The 22,303-nt window shown below is 41.1% G+C and carries 12 protein-coding genes; 5 read left to right on the plus strand and 7 right to left on the minus strand.

The annotated features are described in order from the left end of the window. The first annotated feature begins 1 nt into the window (after position 1). From AB3G73_RS17310 to AB3G73_RS17325, 4 genes are read left to right on the plus strand one after another with little or no spacing between them, the layout of a single operon-like run. Complete coding sequence (locus AB3G73_RS17310) at positions 2 to 1,933, plus strand: heparinase II/III family protein (protein WP_298043996.1); 1,932 nt, start codon at positions 2 to 4, stop codon at positions 1,931 to 1,933. Between the two features lie 14 nt (positions 1,934 to 1,947). After that, entirely contained in the window at positions 1,948 to 3,129 is a 1,182-nt protein-coding gene (locus tag AB3G73_RS17315) for a glycoside hydrolase family 88 protein (RefSeq protein WP_148367718.1), read from the plus strand. A 12-nt stretch (positions 3,130 to 3,141) separates the two neighbouring features. Then, positions 3,142 to 3,615: a hypothetical protein gene (locus AB3G73_RS17320; protein WP_004324161.1), complete on the plus strand. Its 474-nt coding sequence runs from the start codon at positions 3,142 to 3,144 to the stop codon at positions 3,613 to 3,615. A 30-nt stretch (positions 3,616 to 3,645) separates the two neighbouring features. Continuing rightward, complete coding sequence (locus tag AB3G73_RS17325) at positions 3,646 to 5,685, plus strand: fimbrillin family protein (RefSeq protein ID WP_367745270.1); 2,040 nt, start codon at positions 3,646 to 3,648, stop codon at positions 5,683 to 5,685. Positions 5,686 to 6,466: 781 nt separating this feature from the next. Here AB3G73_RS17325 and AB3G73_RS17330 read toward each other — a convergent pair. After that, positions 6,467 to 8,146 carry a SulP family inorganic anion transporter gene (locus AB3G73_RS17330; protein ID WP_148367720.1) on the minus strand — a complete coding sequence of 560 codons (1,680 nt, stop codon included), beginning with the start codon at positions 8,144 to 8,146 and terminating at the stop codon, positions 6,467 to 6,469. A gap of 247 nt (positions 8,147 to 8,393) precedes the next feature. Between AB3G73_RS17330 and rbr the strand changes: the two genes are divergently transcribed. Next, entirely contained in the window at positions 8,394 to 8,972 is a 579-nt protein-coding gene (gene rbr, locus AB3G73_RS17335; protein ID WP_148367721.1) for a rubrerythrin, read from the plus strand. A gap of 199 nt (positions 8,973 to 9,171) precedes the next feature. Here rbr and AB3G73_RS17340 read toward each other — a convergent pair whose 3' ends face one another. From AB3G73_RS17340 to AB3G73_RS17365, 6 genes are all read right to left on the minus strand, one after another. Further along, positions 9,172 to 13,125, minus strand: a complete 3,954-nt coding sequence (locus AB3G73_RS17340) for a hybrid sensor histidine kinase/response regulator transcription factor (protein WP_298043995.1) — start codon at positions 13,123 to 13,125, stop codon at positions 9,172 to 9,174. A 238-nt stretch (positions 13,126 to 13,363) separates the two neighbouring features. Beyond that, positions 13,364 to 14,917, minus strand: a complete 1,554-nt coding sequence (locus AB3G73_RS17345) for a RagB/SusD family nutrient uptake outer membrane protein (protein WP_298043993.1) — start codon at positions 14,915 to 14,917, stop codon at positions 13,364 to 13,366. A gap of 24 nt (positions 14,918 to 14,941) precedes the next feature. Then, the gene (locus AB3G73_RS17350) at positions 14,942 to 18,010 is read right to left on the minus strand and encodes a TonB-dependent receptor (RefSeq protein WP_148367724.1); all 3,069 of its coding nucleotides are present in this window, start codon (positions 18,008 to 18,010) and stop codon (positions 14,942 to 14,944) included. Positions 18,011 to 18,027: 17 nt separating this feature from the next. After that, positions 18,028 to 19,761, minus strand: coding sequence for a hypothetical protein (locus AB3G73_RS17355; protein ID WP_258978905.1), 1,734 nt, complete (start codon positions 19,759 to 19,761; stop codon positions 18,028 to 18,030). Next, a complete protein-coding gene (locus AB3G73_RS17360) occupies positions 19,745 to 21,007 on the minus strand; it encodes an MFS transporter (RefSeq protein ID WP_367745271.1) in 1,263 nt (420 codons plus the stop codon). Before AB3G73_RS17360 ends, AB3G73_RS17355 begins: the two co-directional genes overlap by 17 nt. Further along, complete coding sequence (locus AB3G73_RS17365; RefSeq protein WP_148367727.1) at positions 21,007 to 22,065, minus strand: glycoside hydrolase family 130 protein; 1,059 nt, start codon at positions 22,063 to 22,065, stop codon at positions 21,007 to 21,009. The genes AB3G73_RS17360 and AB3G73_RS17365 overlap by 1 nt, the downstream gene beginning before the upstream one ends. Positions 22,066 to 22,303: the final 238 nt, after the last annotated feature.

A 22,303-nucleotide genomic window follows, 5' to 3' on the forward strand; every position in this document is an offset into this window, starting at 1 on the left:
CATGAAAACGATTCTTTTTAAAACAATCATCATAGCTTTCTTCGTAGGAACAGCCGTAAGTTGTTCCGATGAGGATGAGAACAGATTCCGTCCGGGATCTACCCATGAGAAACCGAATCCTACGGAACCGGAGGGTGGACTGGATTATTCCAGACTGACTGCGGATAACCATCCCCGTCTGTTGATGAACACCGAGGCTTTCACTGCATTGAAAGCCAAAGTGGATGCAAATACGAGTGCCAATCTGACCTTGCTGCATAACACCATTATGGGAGTGTGCAACAGCAAAGGGATGAATGCAACGGCACTGACTTATAAACTGGATGCTAGCAACAAACGTATTCTCGACGTTTCCCGTGATGCTTTATTGCGTATTTTCACCTGTGCTTATGCCTACCGGATGACTGGCGATGCCAAATACCTGACTAAAGCGGAAACCGATATCAATGCCGTATGCAACTTTCCCGACTGGAACTCGAAACGTCATTTTCTCGATGTGGGCGAAATGGCTACGGCCGTTGCTTTCGGCTACGACTGGCTCTATAACGAACTAAGCGCCTCCACCCGTACGAAAGCAGCCAACGCATTGCTGAAGTTTGCTTTCCAACAGGCACAGAACAAGAACTGGAACCTGAACTTCTATGAAGCTACCAACAACTGGAACCAGGTTTGTAATGGCGGACTGGTCTGTGCGGCACTGGCTTCTTATGAAAACAATCCTTCCGAAGCAAAGGACATGATTGAAAAGGCTTTAGCATCCAATAAACCTGCATTGGAAGTGATGTACTCTCCCGACGGCAACTATCCGGAGGGCAGCGGTTACTGGTGTTATGGCACACTTTATCAGGTGTTGATGCTTGCCGCCCTCAACAGTACGCTTGGCACGGATAACGGACTTTCCGATACACCGGGATTCTCCAAAACGGCAGAATATATGTTGTATATGACAGGGCTGAACAGCAAGTTCTTTAATTATTCGGACTGTGCTCCCTCTTCTACCGCAGCACTTGCTTCGTGGTGGTTTGCCGATAAATACAGTAACCCGTCATTGCTCTATAATGAACTGAAAATGCTGAAGAACGGTGAATACGCTTCCTGTGCCGAAAACCGCCTATTGCCAATGATTATGGCTTTCGCCAATAATCTGAATCTGGATGCGATCTCCGCCCCTTCCAATAAGCTATGGAGTGGAAAAGGGGAAACGCCCGTCGTGATGGTGCATACCGACTGGACATACACGGATACGGATAAATACCTCGGTATCAAAGGCGGCAAGGCCGGTTCTAGTCATGGACACATGGATGCCGGTTCATTTGTATACGATGCGTATGGAGTGCGTTGGTCGATGGATTTCGGTCTGCAAAGTTATACAACTCTTGAGTCGGTACTGGCCGGTTTGGGTGGTAATCTTTGGGATATGGGACAGAATTCGATGCGTTGGGATGTATTCCGCCTGAATAATCTCAATCATAGCACGATCTCAATCAATGATGCCCGTCACCGGGTGGACGGTGCGGCTACCCTGACCACTACCATCAACACTGCTACGGAATTGGGAGCCACTTTCGATCTGACAGAAGTAGTGTCCGATCAGGCTGCATCCGCTACCCGTACCGTGAAAATCGTGAACGATAAAGATTTAGTGGTCATGGATGAGATAAGGGCAAGAACGGATAAATCCGCCAAAGTGCGCTGGTGCATGGTGACGCCTGCCGTCCCGACGGTGGAAAGTAACCGCATCGTACTAACTAACGGAAGCAAAGTGATGTATCTCACAGCCAGCGGAACCGTGAAGCCTACCTACAAAACATGGAGTACTACCAGTGAAAACTCTTATGACCAGGCTAATCCGGGCACTTATATGGTCGGCTTTGAAGCAACAGTCACAGCCAACCAGACTGCCACATTTATTACAACCCTGTCCCCCAAATAAAATGAATTGAACGTATGAGAATCTTATTATTATCTATACTAGGGCTTCTAACATTGGCATCCTGCTCCAGGCAGGAGCCGATGGAGGTGCTGATTGACCGTGTGTTTACCGTTGCAGAGCAACAATACACGAATATGGATACCCGCCTGACGGAAAAGACACTTCCCCGCACGCTCTCTGCCGAGGGTGAGTTTGTCCCTTCGAATATCTATTGGTGGTGCAGCGGGTTCTATCCCGGCTCCCTCTGGTATATCTATGAATATACCCGGAACGATGCCGTGAAGGCGCTGGCCGAGAAGAATACGCTGAAACTCGACTCTATACAGTACGTGACCAGAGATCACGATGTAGGTTTCCAGTTGAACTGCAGTTATGGGAATGCTTTCCGGCTGACGGGCAATGAGGCTTATAAACAGGTGCTCTATCAGGGAGCCAAATCCCTGTCAACCCGCTTCCAACCTACTGCCGGTGTAATCCGTAGCTGGGACTTTGTGCGCAAAGGTTGTGACTGGAAGTTTCCGGTGATTATTGACAATATGATGAATCTTGAATTGCTGTTATCCATGTCGAAAGCCTATGCCGATGATTCTTTGCAGAACATAGCCTGCACACATGCCAACACCACTATCCTGAATCATTTCCGCGATGATTACTCTACGTATCATCTGGTGGACTACGATCCTGAAACCGGAGAAGTGCGCGGCAAGCAGACTGTGCAGGGTTTCTCGGACAATTCTTCTTGGAGTCGCGGACAGGCATGGGCCTTGTATAGCTATACGATGATGTTCCGCCTGACGGGTTATCAGAATTATCTGTTGCAAGCCGGACATATTGCCGATATGCTGCTCCGCCGTCTACCTGCCGACGGTATTCCTTACTGGGACTTTGACGCTCCGGTGGAAGAACACTCCTATCGGGATGCTTCTGCTGCCGCTATCATGGCCTCTGCTTTTATCGAGCTAAGCCGCTATATCCCCGGAACGGAAGCCAAGGAATCTTATCTTGCCATGGCGGAAAAGCAACTCCGCACGCTTGCCTCGAAAGAGTATCTGGCCGAACCGGATACGAACGGGAACTTCCTCCTGAAGCATAGCGTGGGCGCACTTCCAGATAAAAGCGAAGTAGATGTCCCCCTGACGTATGCCGATTATTACTTTTTAGAAGCATTGCTACGGTATAAGAATCTACAAAAATAAAACTAATACAATATGATTATGAAGAACTTACATATAAGCATGGCATTTATCTTCGTATTACTGCTGATAACTGCCTCCTGTTCGGACAAGGATGATTCGGCTCCACGTGTCATCCCTACCATGAACCTGACAGTTTCGGAGATTGCAGACAATACGGCTCTGATTACTTCCGAACAGCAAACAGGTACTACATTCGGAGCGAAAGTCATTGATTTCTATCCGGTGGCCGACATCGGCTTTGACTATAACATTGAAGTGAAGCTGGTGAAATTCGTAGAAGAAAACGGAGAACCGGTATCTCTGCCCTATACCCGTAAAGTCACCGAAGGATTGCGTCCGGGAGTGAATTACATTAGTGCTATCATTGCCTATAATGCCGAGGGGCGTGCTGTGTGTTCCGCTTTTCAGACTTGGAAAGCGGCAGGAACAGAAGGCGCATGGAGTGATGGCGGTTCTGCCGGTGATCTGGAAGAGAATGAATGGTAAACGAGGATGTAACCTAAAAGAATGAATGGTATGAAAAATAAATTATATGCAATAGGTGTAACGATTCTGATGATGACAAGTTGCACACAGGACGAGCTTATTTCGTCCGATAACGGCCGGGAACCGGTAACGGAAGGTTCATGTCTGACGCTGGTCGGACTCTCGTCTCCGCAGACGCGTGTTTCTATCGGTGATAAAACAGGTGATGTTTATCCGGTGCTTTGGAGTGAGGGGGATGCCTTGGGAGTTTTCTCCCGTACGGCAGGGACTGATATTCACAATGTGCAGTCTTTGTTAAGTGATGAATCGATTGGGCAGAATTCTGGTGTCTTTACTTCAGACGATGTGAAGATGGCGGAAGCAGGAGCTACGGAACTTCTTATCTATTACCCGTACCGGGCAAGTACGGAACTGGCCGAAGACGGGAACAAGATTACTTCTTCCTTGTCTGTAGAGCAGGAGCAAAGTCGTCCGGGTGATAGTCATCATATTGGGAAGTATGGGTTTGCATTTGCCAAGGCAACAGTCAGCGGTCCGGACATGCTTGCCAAATTTACGTTGAGTCATGCGATGGCTTATGTGAAGTTCAGCATCTTGTCGCAGGAACTTTCTACGTACAGGCTAAAGAGTGTTTCCCTGTACGACAAGGAGACGAAAACGCCTCTTTCCGGTACGTTTACCGCGAATCTGGATACGGACGAGTTGACATACGGCACGGATGTCAAGCCGTATGCCACTGTTTCACTGGCTACTCCCGAGTTGCTGGCTTCCGCACAGGATCTATATCTGACTACGTATCCTGCTGATTTAAGCGGCAAAGAGGTGTATATTGTGGTCACTCTGGAGAATGACCGGCAGACGGTTACGATTCCTATTCTAAAGGAAGGAAAGCAGTTGAAAGCCAATGCAGTCAATACGATTGCTATTAATAACTTGAAACTTTCGGATAATTCCTGTGAATGGTACGAGCCTGTAGAGACACGTCTGCTGGCAGGCGGATGGGCTTATGGCGAATCCAACTGTCTGATGACGAATATTTCGGCCAGTGGTGTGAGCAATACGATTAGTGTGAAGGCACGTGGTAACTTCATGGAAGTGGAAGAACCTAAGTATGCAAAGACTATTCTCGGGTGCGATTTGAATGTTAATCATAAGATGATTGCTGTGAATGGTTCTACTACGGACATCACTCCCGTTGGCGGTGATTACAATATTACGATCAATACCTATAAGGTAAGTGGAGGTTATGACGGCGGTTGCGGTCAGGTGGCTATCTATGGAGAGGATCAGACTACTGTTATCTGGAGTTTTATTATCTGGATGACCCCTACTCCGGCAGAACACCCTTATGGTAATACGGGATATGTAGTGTTGGATCGTAATTTGGGTACTTACATGACATGCGAAGGAGACAACTGGAAGCAAAACGGTGTTTACTTCCAGTGGGGACGTCCTACGCCGGTGGGCTGGTCGGGAACCGTGGGTACTAACATACCTACTCAAGCCACCAATGTCCGCTTCTCTATCGAAAATCCTCGTGCATTGCTTTATACCAATGAAGTGGAGAATACAAAATCCGACTGGTATCTGGGTGCATGGACCGGTGCACGTACCGACCGTAAAGATGACTTCTGGGGTAATCCGAACGAATCGAGCACTTATCTCAATCCTTCTGACGGTCATAAATCTATTTATGATCCTTGTCCGAAAGGGTATCGGGTAGTGTCTCCCCGCGTATTGGATGAGATAGAGCAGAAAGGTGAATTTGTGAAACAGAGCGCAACTGCGGTATTTAAATATTGCTATGATGGTACAAACTATGCTTATTGGCCGTTAGCAGGTTGTAAGTGGGGATCTAATGGTGGAAATAATGGTAATAATACAGGGCTGGATGCTAGCAAGGGTGCTGCTTGCTATTGGTCCAACTCATCGGCAAGTAGTTATGGAAATGATAAGGATCAGGGAGCTACTTCCTTGTATTATAAAGTTTCCGATAAGACGTGGACTCACTCATCCGGTCGTTCTCATGCATTCTCTGTACGGTGTATGAAAGATACCGAGAATCGTTAGGCTTATGGGTCTGTATGAGGAAATAGAGTTTTCCATCTCTGTTCCATTTTTAAGATTCAGAAGAAAACCGGAATAAGATAAAAGGACCTAATAGAAGAAAAAGTGCATATTCAGTTGCAAGAATATGCGCTTTTTCTTTTTATATTGCATTTATTTCCTTGAAATATGCAATATATGGTGTCACTAAACCATCGGTTTGGTGTAATCAAAGCTTCGGTTTGTTTAAAACAAACGCTCTCTTTGGTATAAACAAACCGTCGGTTCCTTTTAAAGGAAGCGAAACTGGGTTTTGGGAGAGCAGAATTAGAGCTGGTTGGTCTTTCTTTTCTGTTGGTTTGTAAATAGCAATCTGATATGTGTCTGACGATATAGTGACTTTTTATACTTTTAAAAGGTCTGCTTTACTGCAATTTGTCTAGCAATAATAGGTGTTTGGTGCCGCTTGCGAATTGTGCTGTTTTAAATTGCAGGCGTTTTTTCTGATTCAGAAGAGAGGAGCTCGAATTATGAGGCACAGAATAGATAAAATATGCGTTTCTTCATATTGATTCCGTCTGTCTCCTGCATACGATTTATTGAATGCTCATCTTCATATAAACGATGGTATCTTTGCCATGAGCAAAGGTTTGTTTACTACTTGTGAAACTTAAATAAATGACATCATACTCTTTCTGTTTTTAATTTAAAGAAAGAAGGGCTGCCGGAGAAGTGATTCTATAGCAGCCCGTTTTGTTGTAAATTGTTTTTGTGTAATACGTCTTTTACGCTTTCAGTAGCTCATTTATTTTACAAGGCTCTTCGCCCTCTCCAACGCTACATTGATATTCGGACAGATATTCTCTTTTCCAAGCAGTTCGTAGAATCCGGCTTTTTCCAGTACGTTATGCACGTTCTCGTTTACTCCGGAAAGGATAACGGTGGTTTTTTCCTTCTGTGACATCTCGCAGAGGGTGGTCAGATTATGAATACCTGTGGAGTCGATGAACGGAACCTTACGCATACGGATAATACGTACTTTCGGACGGTCTCCCAGTTGAGCCATGGTTTCTTCAAATTTGGTAGCGATACCGAAGAAGTAAGGACCATTGATTTCGTATACCTCTATGCCTTTGGGAATCATCAGGTTTTCTTCGTGTACGGTAATATCCGATTCTTTATTAGGGTCAATCTCGTCGGTAATCACCGAGATTTCGGTAGTCTCCATGACACGCTTCATGAAGAGGACGCAGGCAATCACCAATCCTACCTCGATAGCGACAGTCAAGTCGAAGATTACGGTCAGGAAGAAAGTAATCAGCAATACGGTGACATCTGATTTCGGGTTCTTCAATAAAGCTCTGAACACACGCCATCCGCTCATGTTATAAGATACGATGACCAGTACCCCGGCAAGGCACGCCATCGGGATATATTGTGCGAGGGGCATCAGGAAGAGCAGAATCAGAAGCAGTATCACTGCATGGATAATTCCGGCTATCGGTGTTTTACCTCCGTTGTTGATATTCGTCATGGTACGGGCAATGGCTCCGGTAGCGGGAATACCTCCGAACAGGGGGGCTATGATATTGGCTGCTCCCTGGGCGATCAGTTCTGTATTGGAATCGTGGCGGTCGCCTATCACACCGTCGGCTACAGTGGCGGACAGCAGGGATTCGATGGCTCCCAGTACGGCGATGGTGATGGCTACCGGAAACAATTCTCTGATAGCTTCCCAATTCAGTGCAGGCACAGTGGCATCAGGCAATTCCGATTTGATGGTGAAACGGTCGCCGATGGTCTGGATGCAGTCGATTCCACCGAAAGTTTTCATCAGATAAACGGCTACTGTGACAACGATGATGGCAATCAGTGAGCCGGGAATTTTCTTTGAGAATTTCGGAGTGATGGCGATGATGATAATGCTGGCAAAACTTACGATGGTATTCCACCAGTTGATAGTATCGAAATGACGGAAATAGATCATCCACTTCCCGACGAAGTCCCCCGGTACTTTCTCGTCTCCGAAAGACAGACCGAAAATATCGGCGATCTGGGTCGTGAAAATAGTGACAGCAATACCGCTGGTAAAACCGACGATGATAGGATAAGGGATGAACTTGATAACCGCTCCGAGCTTGAACACTCCTAATAAAATAAGGAGTACACCTGCCATGAGTGTGGCTACAATCAGTCCGGCTTCGCCGTATTGCTGGATGATGCCGTAGATAATGACGATAAATGCTCCTGTCGGGCCACCGATCTGGACTTTGCTTCCTCCCAACAGGGAAATGATAAATCCGGCAATGATAGCGGTAATAATACCTTTTTCGGGCGATACCCCCGAAGCAATACCGAAGGCAATGGCTAATGGCAACGCAACGATCCCTACGATGATACCTGCCATCAAGTCGGCCATGAACGTTTCTTTTGAGTAATTCTTTAAACAAGAAACCAGTTTGGGTTTAAATTCAAATAGCTTCATTATTATTAGTTGTTATGTATATATTCAGCCCTTTTGTAAAGTAGAGGTTGCAAAATTATATAAAATAATCGAAAGAAGTGTGTTTTTCAACATACTATTTATTTGTTGATAGGTTTTATCGATGAGCTGATAGTTATTATTAATTGAAGAAAAGGTGGTTTGTTATGAACAAATCGCGTATATTTGTGTTATAAATGGTACGACAAGTTACGTATGGTAATCAACCAATTTAAAATAGATTAGAATTATGGCTAAGAGTATTAAAGGAACTCAAACAGAGAAGAATCTGTTGACTTCATTCGCTGGAGAATCACAGGCAAGAATGCGTTACACTTATTTTGCAAGTGTGGCAAAGAAAGAAGGTTACGAACAAATCGCTGCCATTTTCACAGAAACAGCTGATCAGGAAAAAGAGCATGCAAAACGTATGTTCAAGTTCCTCGAAGGCGGTATGGTAGAAATCACTGCCAGCTATCCGGCTGGTGTAATCGGTAATACGCTTGAGAATCTTCGCGCTGCAGCAGCGGGTGAACATGAAGAATGGTCACTGGATTATCCTCACTTTGCTGATGTGGCAGAACAGGAAGGTTTCCCGATGATTGCTGCTATGTACCGCAATATCTCCATCGCTGAAAAAGGTCACGAAGAAAGATACCTTGCTTTCGTGAACAACATCGAAAATATGACTGTATTCGCTAAAGAAGGCGAAGTGGTATGGCAATGCCGTAACTGCGGTTATATTACTGTAGGTAAGGAAGCTCCTGAAGTTTGCCCGGCATGTCTGCATCCGCAGGCTTATTTCGAGGTGAAGAAGGAAAACTATTAATCTGCGGATTGATTAAATAAAAAGGCTTTCCGAAAAAAGTACTATTTGCTATCATTTTGCTCTGTCATCCTGTTTGTGGAAGAATTCGCGCTTTATATTAAAGAAGAGATGCTTCACAATATTTTGACCATGCTTTGAACAAAGTTAATGACAGATTGATAGGATTTATTTATTTTTCGGATAGCCTTTTTTATATTATCTATTGATTCCGGTAATCCTTTGGAGATACACCGTATTGCTTTAAAAATTCTCGATAGAAATAAGATTTATTAGAGAATCCACATCTGAACATAATCTCGGATACAGTCAATTTAGTTGTCCTTAGTAGTTTGGCTGCATATTCCAGTCTGATGCCTCGTACAAACTCACTCGGAGTTTTATCTATTATTTCTTTGAACTTCCGATATAAAGTAGCTTTACTCACTCCTACGAACTCGGCAATAGAAGAAGGGCTTAATAACTCATCATCTATATTCTTTTTTATGAAATCTGTTACATTCTGTATTAACTCTTCGTCTTCTGGATGAAGCACAATCCCGTCTTTTACTTTCACAGAAGACATGCTGGAATTGAAGTAGTCCTTTAAAAGCATCTGCCTCGACAGCAAATTCTCTATTGCGGATATAACCTGCCTTGGGTGAAATGGTTTGACGATATAAGCATCTGCACCATGATTAAAGGCATTAATTTGGTCTTCTACGGAAGCTTTTGCCGATATTCCTATAATTGGAATATAGCTTGTTTTCAAATCGGATTTCAACTTATGAATTAGACTTAAACCGTCCATATTGGGCATGACAATATCACTTATAATAATATCAGGATGATTGTGTTCTATCTCTTTCAAAGCCTCCATCCCGTCTTTTGCTTCATGTATCACATAATTGGAGAGGACATCTTTCAGTAGGTCCCTGATGTTCTTTTCATCTTCCACTATCAGTATGACAGTGTCTTTGCGAGGAGATAAGTCGTCCTGCTCGTTTTTTTCTTTCTGCAACGAATCCTTTTCATCTGTTACAACAAGTGAATGATCGGATGGTAAAGGAGGAATTACAACTGAAAATTCTACATTTTTTCCTAGCTCACTGTTTACGCTTATCTGCCCACCTAATAATTCAACCAGGCTCTTTGTTAGATTTAAACCTATGCCATTACTTACAGAGTTACCCAATTTAGGAGTATCAAATATCTTATACTTATCAAATATCTCTGCCATCTGTTGCTCTGTTAACCCCTTACCTGAATTTCTTACAATCAGATATAAGGTTTTATCAGGTTCATTCTGTGATATTTCAACGTGAATATATCCATAACGAGGAGTATATTTGAAAGCATTCGATAGCAGATTGAATATAATTTTCTCCAAAGCATTGCGGTCGGAATATATCTCTGACGTATCATGCGTCTCTACCTTGAAGTCTATTTTATTCTCTTTTAGTATATCCACATAATTATTGGAAGCATATTCCATTAATGTTTTCACGTTCACACTTTCAGGATGCAAATTCATATTGCCCGATTTAGTTTTACGGAACTCCATTAACTCACTAATCAGCTTCTGCATCCTTTCGGCATTATTCTTTATTATTTGAAGATACTTCTTTGTGTTATTATCTAGCCCATTCTGTTCCAATAAGTGTTGTGCAGGTGTATAAATCAAAGTCAGTGGAGTAAAGAACTCATGTGCCACATTAGTGAAAAAGTTTAGCCGGGATTCATATATCTTCTGTTCATGCCGTTTCTCTATCTGGGCTATAAGAATCTGACGGCTTAACCGTATACGGTTTTTGATAACAGACTTTGTAATATAGAAGATAATAACGCATAATATGGTATAAATAATCAATGCCGGGACACTAAGCCACCACGGATAACCTACTTTTATGGTTAAGTGATAAATGTTATCTCCCCATACTTTGTCTCCATTCGTGCTCTTCACTTCAAATTGATATTCACCCGGAGGAAGTTGGGTAAAAATAATATTCGGATTATTACCCATTTCCACCCAATCAACCGAATGGTTCTTCAAGCGGTAAGCATATTCACAGTTTTCATTGTTAATAAAGTCTTTGGCTATGAAATTGAAAGTCATGAATCTTTCTTCGTAGCTAAGTTTCAACACTCCTTTTTTGATTCGTTCATTAATATCCTGCACCGTATTATATATCTTCAAACTACTTAATATAAGTGGAGGATTAAACTTGCGCAAATGTATATTTTGAGGATTGAAATAACTAAACCCGCTTACTCCTCCAAAATATAAGAAATTACGTTTATCCTTGAAGAAAGCTCCATCAGAGAATTCATCATTCTGCAATCCATCATTCAAAGTATAATTATCTATTTTATTGCTTCTTATATTCAAGCTGGACAACCCCTGGTTGGTACTGATCCATATATTTCCTTCATGATCTTTTAATATTCCGTGAATCGTTTTATTATTCAATTTCTCGTCGGCATATTGTATCAGATGAAAATCATTCTCCTCCTTTTTCAATTCGTTCAGTCCATAACTTGTCCCTATCCATATACCGGTATCATCGCGCAGTAAACACAATACATCATTATTGGTGAGTAAAATCCGACTGTCTATATCCTCCAATGATTTTATGCCGTTATTTTTGATATTAATACAGTTTAAGCCTCCGCCACGTGTGCCAAACCATAACATATTGTCTTTCGGGTCGGATGTAATGGCATAAACAACATCGTTATTCAATGAGATATTCTTATCTGACGAGTTATATTGCCGGAATCCTTTAACGTGGTAGCGACCTTGTTCTCTGGAAATATTTATTTTGATTAAGCCATACCCTGATGTACCGATCCATAAAAGAGAATCATTATTCGTAAAATAAATGTTGTATACAGCCTTGAAGGGCGGGTATTTATCAGGTATCTCTAGTTTTTCCAATCGTCCTGTAGCGGCATTCAATATATTAATTCCGGTTCCTTCCGTTCCGATAAAAATATCATTGGCTTTATTTCTTTTCAATGCATAGACGGAATTGGATATCAATCCTTTACTCTCATTCAGATAATCTGCCAACTCTTTAGTTTCAGGATTCAACAGCTTTATTCCGCTTCCTTTTGTGCCTATCAGAATATTACCATCTTCATCCTCACAAAAACATCTCACAGGGTGGCTAGTGTGAATGGTTTCAAACAAAGAATCATAATGATAAAGCTGAATTAGTCCTTGTCCGTCCGTACCTATCCACAATATATTCTGGCTGCCGGAATAAAGAGTGAAAACTGACAACTGGTTGGAAAGTTCGTTCAGATAGGTAAAAGTATTCTTTCTTAAATCATAATTAATACAGCCACCTTCTATAAAGCTGACGAACATATTATCCTCTGCTAAAATAGCTTGCGATACAGGTTTGTTATTATCCAGTTCAATGTCTTGGGAAACTGTAAAGTCGGGATTCAAAAGGAAAATCCTGTTGTCTTTATTCAAGATAAATCTGCCTTTCGACAGAAATATTTTATCCACAGGAGTATGTATGCCGACTGTGCGTAAATCATCCTGCTTTCCTCCGTTCACAAGTAGATTATAACTCAAATATACAGAGCTTCCATTATTTAAAAGAAAAAGCACATGATCAGAATCACTCACAGAATAATCCTTTACATGACTTGCAAAGTCTGTGTTAATCGGATTAAACTCATCTTCAGAATCATTATAAACAAAGAAACCAAGCCCTTTTATAAGACAGATGATATCTCCTGCCGCACTCTTTCCTAAAATAAAAGACTTTTCCTGATTAGGTACTTTATTGTCTGTTCTCAAATAATACCTTGTTATCTGACGAGTTCGTTTATCTAACCGATTAACTCCATTATCTGTTGCTATCCATAAACTACCCTTACATTCAATAATCTGTCGGATAACGTTATTACTTATAGAATTCGGATTGTTTTTGCTATATCTGAATGTTGTAATTTCTCTTCCATTATACGCATTTAGTCCATCCCATGTCCCAATCCAGATCGTGTGTTCCTCATCTTCCAAAATACAGTTTACCGAGTTATTTGTCAGTCCGTTAACATTTGATATGTGTTTTGCTACATTAAATGCATAAGACTTTATGGGAGTAACAAATGCAATAATCAGAATGAAAATTATTTGTACGTATAAGATGTTTCTCATGTAAATGAATGTTATTTATACGGTTAGGATGATAGCAAATATAAGGAATTTATTTTATTCCACGCATATTTTTATCGGTAACGATAGTCTATGATTTCATCGTCAACAACCAATCAATAATCAATAGGCGTTTGCTAGGTTCAGCATTCATTCACGAGAAATAATAATGTCTTTTTCATGGTCAGTTGGTTGTTAAAAGAGGGCGGATTTTATAACCCGCCCCCTCATTTTATTCATATTAATAACCCGGATTTTGGGAAAGAATATTGTTACTCTTATCCCTTTCACCTTGTGGTATAGGAAACAGATAATCTCTGTCGTCCCTAAAATTGGCACCTTTCGATGTATTATATTTTGTTGCATAAGCACGCAGCACGGTTCCGAAACGTTTTTGCCTCATTAGGTCATCCCGTCTCCAGCCTTCCATAGCCAATTCGCAGCGACGCTCCTTCCAAATGATTTCTTTTAGACGTTCTGGGTTCGTTTCTGTTATGTCGGGCAGGGTATTAGCTGTTGTAGCAGGAACATACGTCTGTTGATCTCTTCTCGGATCTATCGGATTAGTTTTGCGGGCTCTTTCTCTTACATCATTTAGGTAAGGAAGTGCAAGCCCTGGTTTTCCATTTTCGTTTAATACTTCGGCATACATTAAGAGGACATCGGAGTAACGGATCAAACGAATGTTGTAACTAATCATCCAGACGTCGAAACCTGTTTTTTCTATTGCTGGTACAGTCATTTTGTAATCATGATAACCGCTTGGAGATTCAGCGTTGTCTTGCGCTTCAGTATCACCTTTATATCTGTCACCAGTTTGTGTGAATACGTAGGTAATACGTGGGTCATCTGCGTCAAAGGCATTATAGAGATCTTGAGTCGGTACGTGAAATCCATATCCCTGATAACCGGAGATGCGTCTGCTTGTAAAGAAGTGGGGAACATTGGTACCTGTGGCAATGTTTTTATCATATACTTTGTTGGCAATCTCAAATACAGATTCCGAGCTGTTTTCATATTCAGTACGCCAGTTCATGCCATAATCGCTCAATAATGTATAGTCTTTGTCTACTTCAATAATATCATGAAGTACAGTTTCGGCAGAGGCAAAATCACCTTTGAACATATATGTTTTAGCAAGCATTGTTTTTGCAAAGCCACGTGTTACACGATAAGCATCATCATCAGAGTAATCTCCTTTTGCGGGAAGTGCGGAGGCATCGGTTAAATCACTCACAATACATTCATATACCTTCTCCAATGGGGAACGGGGTATTTGCAGTATTTCAGCGGGTTGCATTGGCGTAGTGATTAAAGGAACTTCTCCGAATGTACTGACCAGGCAATAATAACCGAATGCTCTCAATGCTTTTGCCTCGTTTGCATAACGCGTCAATAGTTCTTCATTTCCTATTGCATTAGGGGCATAATAAATCACATCGTTACAGCGATTAATCAATCTGTACAGTATCTCCCAACGACGGCCTACTTCGCCATTAGTTGTGTAGACAGTAAAGTCGGATAAGTCGCGTACTTCGGCACGGTCACCGTCATTACCTCCTCCTTTTAGGGCATCATCAGTGCTACAATCACCTACAAAATAATGATTTAATGCATATTCATTCCAAGTTGTACGTAATTGAAGATAAGCTCCTGTCAAGGCTTGTTCAATATCGCTTTCCTTCTGATAATAATTATCGCTTGTGGTTTTACCATAACTTGGTTCGTCGAGAGAGCAGCTATACAACCCCACTCCGGCAAGAGCCCAGCATATTATATATAATATTTTTCTCATAATGTAATGTCTTTTTAGCTAGATTTAAAATTGCAAATTAACTCCAAAAGTGAATGTACGTGAAGACGGATAACGTGTAGTATCCACTCCCATATCCAATGGGTTATTGATACCCAGTTCCGGATCAAGCCCGGAATAACCGGTTAAAGTAAATATATTCTGACCGCTCACATAGAATCTACAACTTGAAAACAGTTTACTCTTCTGGCAAATGTGACTCGGCAGTGTATAACCTATTTGCAGATTTTGCAAACGTAGGTAAGAACCATTTTCCACATAGAAAGAAGAACCTCTCATATTATTGTTAGAATCAGAGTTGGTTATGCGTGGATATACAGCATCCAAATCTCCGTCTTTTGTCCATGCTTTTGTGTAAGCATCAGCCAAAGCGTTCTGACGTCCTGCTGAAGCAAGGCTTCCTTTAGCAACATTCCAGATGTCATTCCCAATAGTTCCCTGGAATGCCATACTTACATCAAAGTTCTTATAACTAAATCCTAAGTTGAAACCATAAATGAGGTCCGGATTAGGATCACCGATAAAAGTACGGTCATCATCATCATTCAATTCGCCTGATTCTCCTAATTTGGCAAATTTAAAATCACCCGGTTGTGCATTAGGTTGAATCTTGGTACCGTTCTTATCCACATAATTGTCTATTTCTTCCTGATTCTGGAATATTCCTATTTGCTTGTACCCCCAGAAACGTCCGATAGGACCTCCTACATAAGTACGGCTAGTATTCCCACTCAAATATTCCGATGTAAGTCTGGTTACCTCTGTTTTATAAGTAGACATGTTCAGTCCTACGTTGTAATTAAAGTCTTTTCCTATCTGGTTACGGTAGTTGACTACTATTTCAAAACCGGTATTCTTCAAGTCTCCCGCATTAAAGAAGGGGCTGTTAGGGAAGGCACCAAAAGAAGGAATAGGCATATTCAGCAACATGTCACTTGTCTTCTTTACATAAAAGTCCATGCTTACATCAAGACTGTTTCTAAAGAAGGACATATCTAAACCAACATTGGTTTGCTGACTGGTTTCCCATTTTATATCTGCATTTCCTACATAGGTTGGAACGTAACCTTGTGAGTATCCGTTTCCAAAGTACCACTGATTTTCATTATTGGTGCCAATCAACGTAAGAGGTGCGTCTCTGTCAATTCGTTGATTACCATTTTGTCCCCAACCTACACGCAGTTTTAAATTGGAAATTGTATTTTCAATGTTCAGGTTCTTAAAGAATTCTTCATTGCTCACTCTCCAACCTAATGAAACAGATGGGAAATAGCCCCAACGGTTACGTTTGGCGAATCTTGAAGAACCGTCGGCACGAAAATTGACTGTAGCAAGATATCTATCATCATATACATAATTAATACGTCCTAAGTACGATAGCATAGAAGATGTTTCTTTACCTCCCGAGGTGTTATCTCCAGCAGTTTGTGCATCAAGTATCTGATAGATTTCATCGTTACCTAAAGCCTTTCTCTTAAATGCATTAATACCTTCGCTGCTGTTCTTCTCATAGGTCATGGCAACCATTGCATCCAGTTTATGTCTGCCTATTGTAGTGTTGTAGTTAAGGCGTTGTTCCACCAGATAATTAGAAGTTACAGCGCTATTATTATTCAATTGAGTTTCTGTATTATATTTACTTTCCTGATTCGCTAAATTGTCCTCCGAAAAAGTAGATGAATAGACAGGACGGAAGTCTTTGAAAGTATCATGGTATCTTTCGAAGCTATACTGTACCCGATAGCTCAATCCTTTATACAATTTGATTTGGGCAAACACATTACCAAATACATTGAATATGTCATTGTATCTGTTAGGAAGTTCGAGCATGGCTACCGGATTAGGGTCATAAGACCACTCGGTAGGAGCATATTTGTTATATTCGTAATTTTCAGAAGACGGATCTACCAACGGGCTGATAACAGGGGTAAAAGGATCAGCTTTTTGAATGAAATCGAATGAAGGAATTGCTCCTGCATCACGCTTTCTTATCTTTGCTAGATTGACATTGGTGCCAACCGTGATAAATTTGTTGATATCATATTCAAGATTCGCCTTAAGTGAAAGTCTCTTGAATTCAGTAGTAATGATCGCACCTTGATCATCTACATATCCTAAACTAAAAGAAGATCTTGAATTATCTGTTCCTTTACGAATACTCAGATTATAGTTCTGGTTAAAAGCTGTACGAGTTACTTCATTCCACCAGTTGGTATTATAACCCTTCTGATACTGATTGGTAAACTTATCCTTCATTGAATTTTGAAAGCTTTCATCTTTTTCATATGCTTTCATTATGAAGTTATAATATTGGTCGCTGTTCATCATGTTCAATGCTTTATAACTGTTTTTCACACCTACATAAGCATCCAATGTTACAGTTGTTTCACCTTTCACCCCTCCCTTCGTAGTAATGAGAATAACCCCATTGGAGCCTCTTGAACCGTAAATAGCGCAAGCTGAAGCATCTTTTAATACTTCCATACGTTCAATATCAGAGGGATTCAAACTGCTAATGTTATCCATGAACTGACCATCAACTACGTACAATGGATTGTTATCATTTACAGTACCTAAACCTCTCACGCGAATAACTGCATCCGATCCCGGTTGGCCGGAACTGGCGGCAACAAATACTCCGGCTGCCTTACCTGTAAGTAGTTCAGAGGCATTAGATACTGCATAGTTCTTAATATCCTTACTACTTATAGAAGCCAAGGCACCGGTAAGGTCACTCTTTCTTTGAGTACCGTAACCAATAACTACAACCTCATCCAATTTATTATCGGACAATAGATTTACATTGTACGTTCCGCTATTTGTTACATTTACAATTTCAGTTTTAAAACCTACGTATGAGAATGAAACCTTATTTGACGATACTTTCAATGTATATCTGCCGTCAAAATCTGTGATAGTACCATTGGTCGTTCCCACTTCAAGAACAGAAACTCCAATTAAAGCCTCTCCGGTATTACTGTCGTATACCACACCTGAAATACTCTTGGTTTGCTGTGCAAAGACATTTGTGCAAACAGCAAGAATAAGAATTAGTAATAATAAATGCTTACTCATAGTTTATACACTTAGATTTAATTATATGAAATGATATTTTGTTTATTCGCAATAATCTTACCATCTTTCAGTTCTAATTCTGTTCCGGCGGGAAGTTCCACAATAACTCTTGCGTCATTGGCCGGAATCTCAACAGAACCATTTGCCTTTATATTTTTTGCTATATATTCTTTGGCAACAATATCAAACAAGTCACATGGCTGGGTAGCCTGATAAGTAATGGTTTTGGCCTCTTTATGAGGATTATAATAGAGATAGACCGGATAAGGTTTCTCTACATAGAAGTCTGTGACATTGCAATCCAGCTGGAGAATACCTTCCACATTTGTTTGATAAACAATTGCGCCCAAAATGCCGACAGGAGAAGAGCTATAAACGCTAAACATACTTTCCGTCGGATTACCTTTTATCCATTTGGGACCATCGCCAATTGCAACCGGGCTAACCCCTTTTAATGACTCTTTCCCATAGTCATCCGTCTTTCGTAAACCTTCATAAGAAACATTGTCATACGTAATGTCCTTCAATTCTGGAGCCCATTGATGTTTTTCATCTATTTCCCCCGGATAGAATAAACGACACGCACTTGCATTGTTCAGCATCCACTTGCCGATAGCCTTTGCATATTGAGGTTGATATTTCACCATCGGAATGAAAGGCCAGGCGGGTTTGATACTGTTCATGAGGAATGCATATCCTCCGCTGTCTGTGATGCTTCCTTGCAGACCACTTACATCATATTCACCCCATTTTCCTACAATAATTCCCCAACCGGTTCTTCCCGCAGGGCTTTTACATCCGTCAAATACCCAATCAAGAAGTTTGGATACATCATAGTTGGCTCCCTCTACCGCATTCAAATAGGCTGCCGTATAAACTCCAAGTGGTAAAAGAGCCTCGTAAAAACGACTTTCTTTTTGGGCAAGGAGGGCTTCGATGGCACTCTTACTATGTTGTAGATAACGTGGGTCACCAAACTTATGATAAGCGCATAACAATACATAAGCATGACCACCGGCGGCGTCTTGTTGCAATGGAATATTATTGACCATTCCCTTCATTTGTGCATAATCAAAATAAGAGTAATCGTAATTTCCATTCAATACCGAATCTGCTTTAACAAATTGTTCCGCAATGCTTTTTTGTATCTTCTCTGCCCCGTCTACATCGGGGAAAACATCACATATAGCATAATATAAAGCATTGGGTAATACATCATACCACCAGTCACGGCCATAGCCTCCTCCTAAAAGGGCTACTGACGGAGTCGTATTGTTCATTACTATATTCCATCCGTTATCAGAATTGAAATAATTCTGCACCATTTTTACGTAGTTATATCCGTCTTGATTAGTCTTATCAATCCCTACAAGACCAGCACCAAGAATAGCCGCCAATGAATTCAGACTTTCATGGAACTCTCCGTTATTGACATCCTTTCCCTGACGAATATCTTTAATGGCGGTATATAAACCAAATGTAGTTTGGTCAATATTTCTGCGGGCATCATCTAACCAAATTAATGGTCCGACTTCGCTTTTATTATTCCAGTCAAAAATAAACTGGTCATACATTTTTGCTTTTTGCTTCCAGTCCAGCATTTTATAAGTTTCAGGCATATCAGGCATAGAGTCTACCCTATGGATGGAAACCTGTTCTACCTTTTCTCCAAAGTTATTTCCGTTGCTTGAGCAAGATGCCAGAAAACAAACGGCGATAAGTAAAAAAAGACCTTTACTTCTCATTCTCATGTTCAATAATATCTGTTTGATTAGTAATATTCTTAGCTAAAGGATATGCCGCTAATTGTAATCCGGCAACAATCACCAGCGCATATTTTAATGCAAAATCTTGCGATACACAATAAGCAAGGAAGATAAACAGTAGTAAGCCGAAAGCTCTTCCAAGGAAAAGACCGAACTCGTGACTCAGGATATATGCATACTCGTTTCTATTCTCAATCTTTGCAACTGCATCAATTGTTCTCATCATAATGGGAAAATAAGCCAAGTCGAACAAAGGTTGGAATATCACTTTGCAAAGCACAAAAAGGATCACTCCTGTAGCAGAGAAGAGAACGCCGTTAAATAGTGTACCGACAAAGAATATGATTAATCCTCCTACAAAAATTTTCAAACGGTCTTCCGGGCGGGCCATACGTCCTAATACATACACCAAGACAGCAGTCAATGCTCCGCTAACTCCCTGTATCAATCCCAAAGCTCCTTCATTTCCTACCAGCTTCAACACTAATATAGCTGGGGCCGTTACTAAAAAACCTTGTACCATTCCTTTCAATGCGGCTAGCCAAAGCATCTTTTTCCAAAGAATGTTGAAGCGGAAATAGAGGAAGTTCGTTTCTTTGGGGTTCTCAAATTTACCTTTCCACAGTGTCATACAGGCGATAACAGTAACAACTACTGCTGCCATAGTAACCACACAGTAAGAAGTATTGATGTTGAAGAGGAATCCAAAAACTTCTTTTCCATCTATCTGGCTGATAAATGCACCAATAATTAAAGGAACACCGATGGAGCTAATAGAAAAGAAGAAAGACTCTAGTCCGAAGAAATAGTTACGGCTATTATCGTTGGTATTATAGAGAGCCAGTAAGTATCGGTTGGTCCAGAAGAAACCTGAAGCTGCTCCCATTAAAAAACCGGCCAGACCAAGTTCTATGAAACCAAGTGAATTAATAGCCATCATACCAAACATGGAAATGCCACTTACTAAGATTCCTACAGAATAAAGCGTCTTCACACTGTATTTTTTTAGTAGATAACCGTTAACAAAAGAGGTCGTAATGATACCTATATACATTGCCAGCTGATAAAAAGCAACCATTACCGGATCGTTCGTGTTCCTCATGATATAGGCTCCCACAAAGATTTCTACTATCGGTAGTACCAATGCATAAAGCATATTGGTAACCAACAGTGTTCTCATGTTAGGTTCCTGTTGCTTAAAGAACAGATATTCTTTTTTCAGTTTATTCATTACTTCTCTTGTGTCTGTTTTAATACATTTAATATCTCTGAAATAGAAAGCTCTGCTTTGCAAATCACTTCATCGCTTGCTCCATAATACATGGTTATCGTATCGCCGTCCACGAAATGACCATTAGTGAAAACAACATTTCCGAAGAAACCTGTTTGCTCATAAGCTGCGATAGGTTCCATGATAGGTTCTTCACTTCTTGCAATCACTTGCGACGGATCATTTAAATCGAGTAATAAAGCTCCCAAGCAATAACGGTGATTAAAATCGGCTCCATGATAAATCTCCAGCCAGCCTTCTTCTGTCTTTATTGGAGCAGCTCCTGCCCCTATACGTGCACAATCCCACATTCCGTCACGAGTGGTTGCTACACATTTGTGGTTTCCCCAGTGCAAGCGGTCGGGCGATTCTGCCAACCATATGTAATTGCCACCAAGTTCAGGACTACTGGGGCGATGAAGAGCAAAATACTTGTCACCTATCTTCTGTTCAAACAATGCACAATCTTTATTATGCGGTGGGAATATCATCCCATGCCGTGTATAGTTTTTCCAATCATTGGTGTGAATCAGTCCAACCCCTACAGCTACCGATGATACTTCTGTGAAAGTAAGGTAAAAGCCATCTTCGGTTGTTGCAACACGACAATCCTCAATGCCGAATGCTTCCAGCTCTCCTTTTCCGAAAATAGGTGGAAATTCCGGTTCATCTTTGAAGTGAATACCGTCGGTACTTGAAACCAGACGTAAGTAAGACATCGTGGTCAGGTAATTCTTTCCTTTGTAACCGATAACGCGTGGGTCTGAAGCATCCAAATCGGGATCATTCTTTAAAAACGAAACCACTTCTATTTTTCCTTTTTCATTATATATAGGAAAACTGATAATTCCTTCTTTCTGTATAGGTCTTTCTGCGACGCGTAAAAGTAACCAAATTTTGCCTTGATATTTGAAAACTCCGGGATTTAACAAACATGTAATTTCCATTCCGTTGATTCCCGCTTTTAAATCTTTTGGAGCCAGTAGGGGGTTCTGCTCACATCTTTTAGCTATATCCATAATATTTCGATTAGTGATTATTTCTGTGAGCAAAAGTATGGGATGAGAGACAGGAAAGCGTTTACTATATTCTCAAAGAAGTGTACACATGCTCAAGAACATGTTTTTAAGAGAGTGATATTCAGGGACAATTTTAGAATAGACAGAGATATTCGTACTTACATGCTATTGTTGCGTAAATGCTTGTTTTACAGTTTAATAAGTGGTATTCTGAAGTGTATTATATTCTCATAAATGT

This window comes from Bacteroides sp. L008, from assembly GCF_040812255.1.
In the GTDB taxonomy this organism is placed as follows: domain Bacteria; phylum Bacteroidota; class Bacteroidia; order Bacteroidales; family Bacteroidaceae; genus Bacteroides; species Bacteroides vicugnae.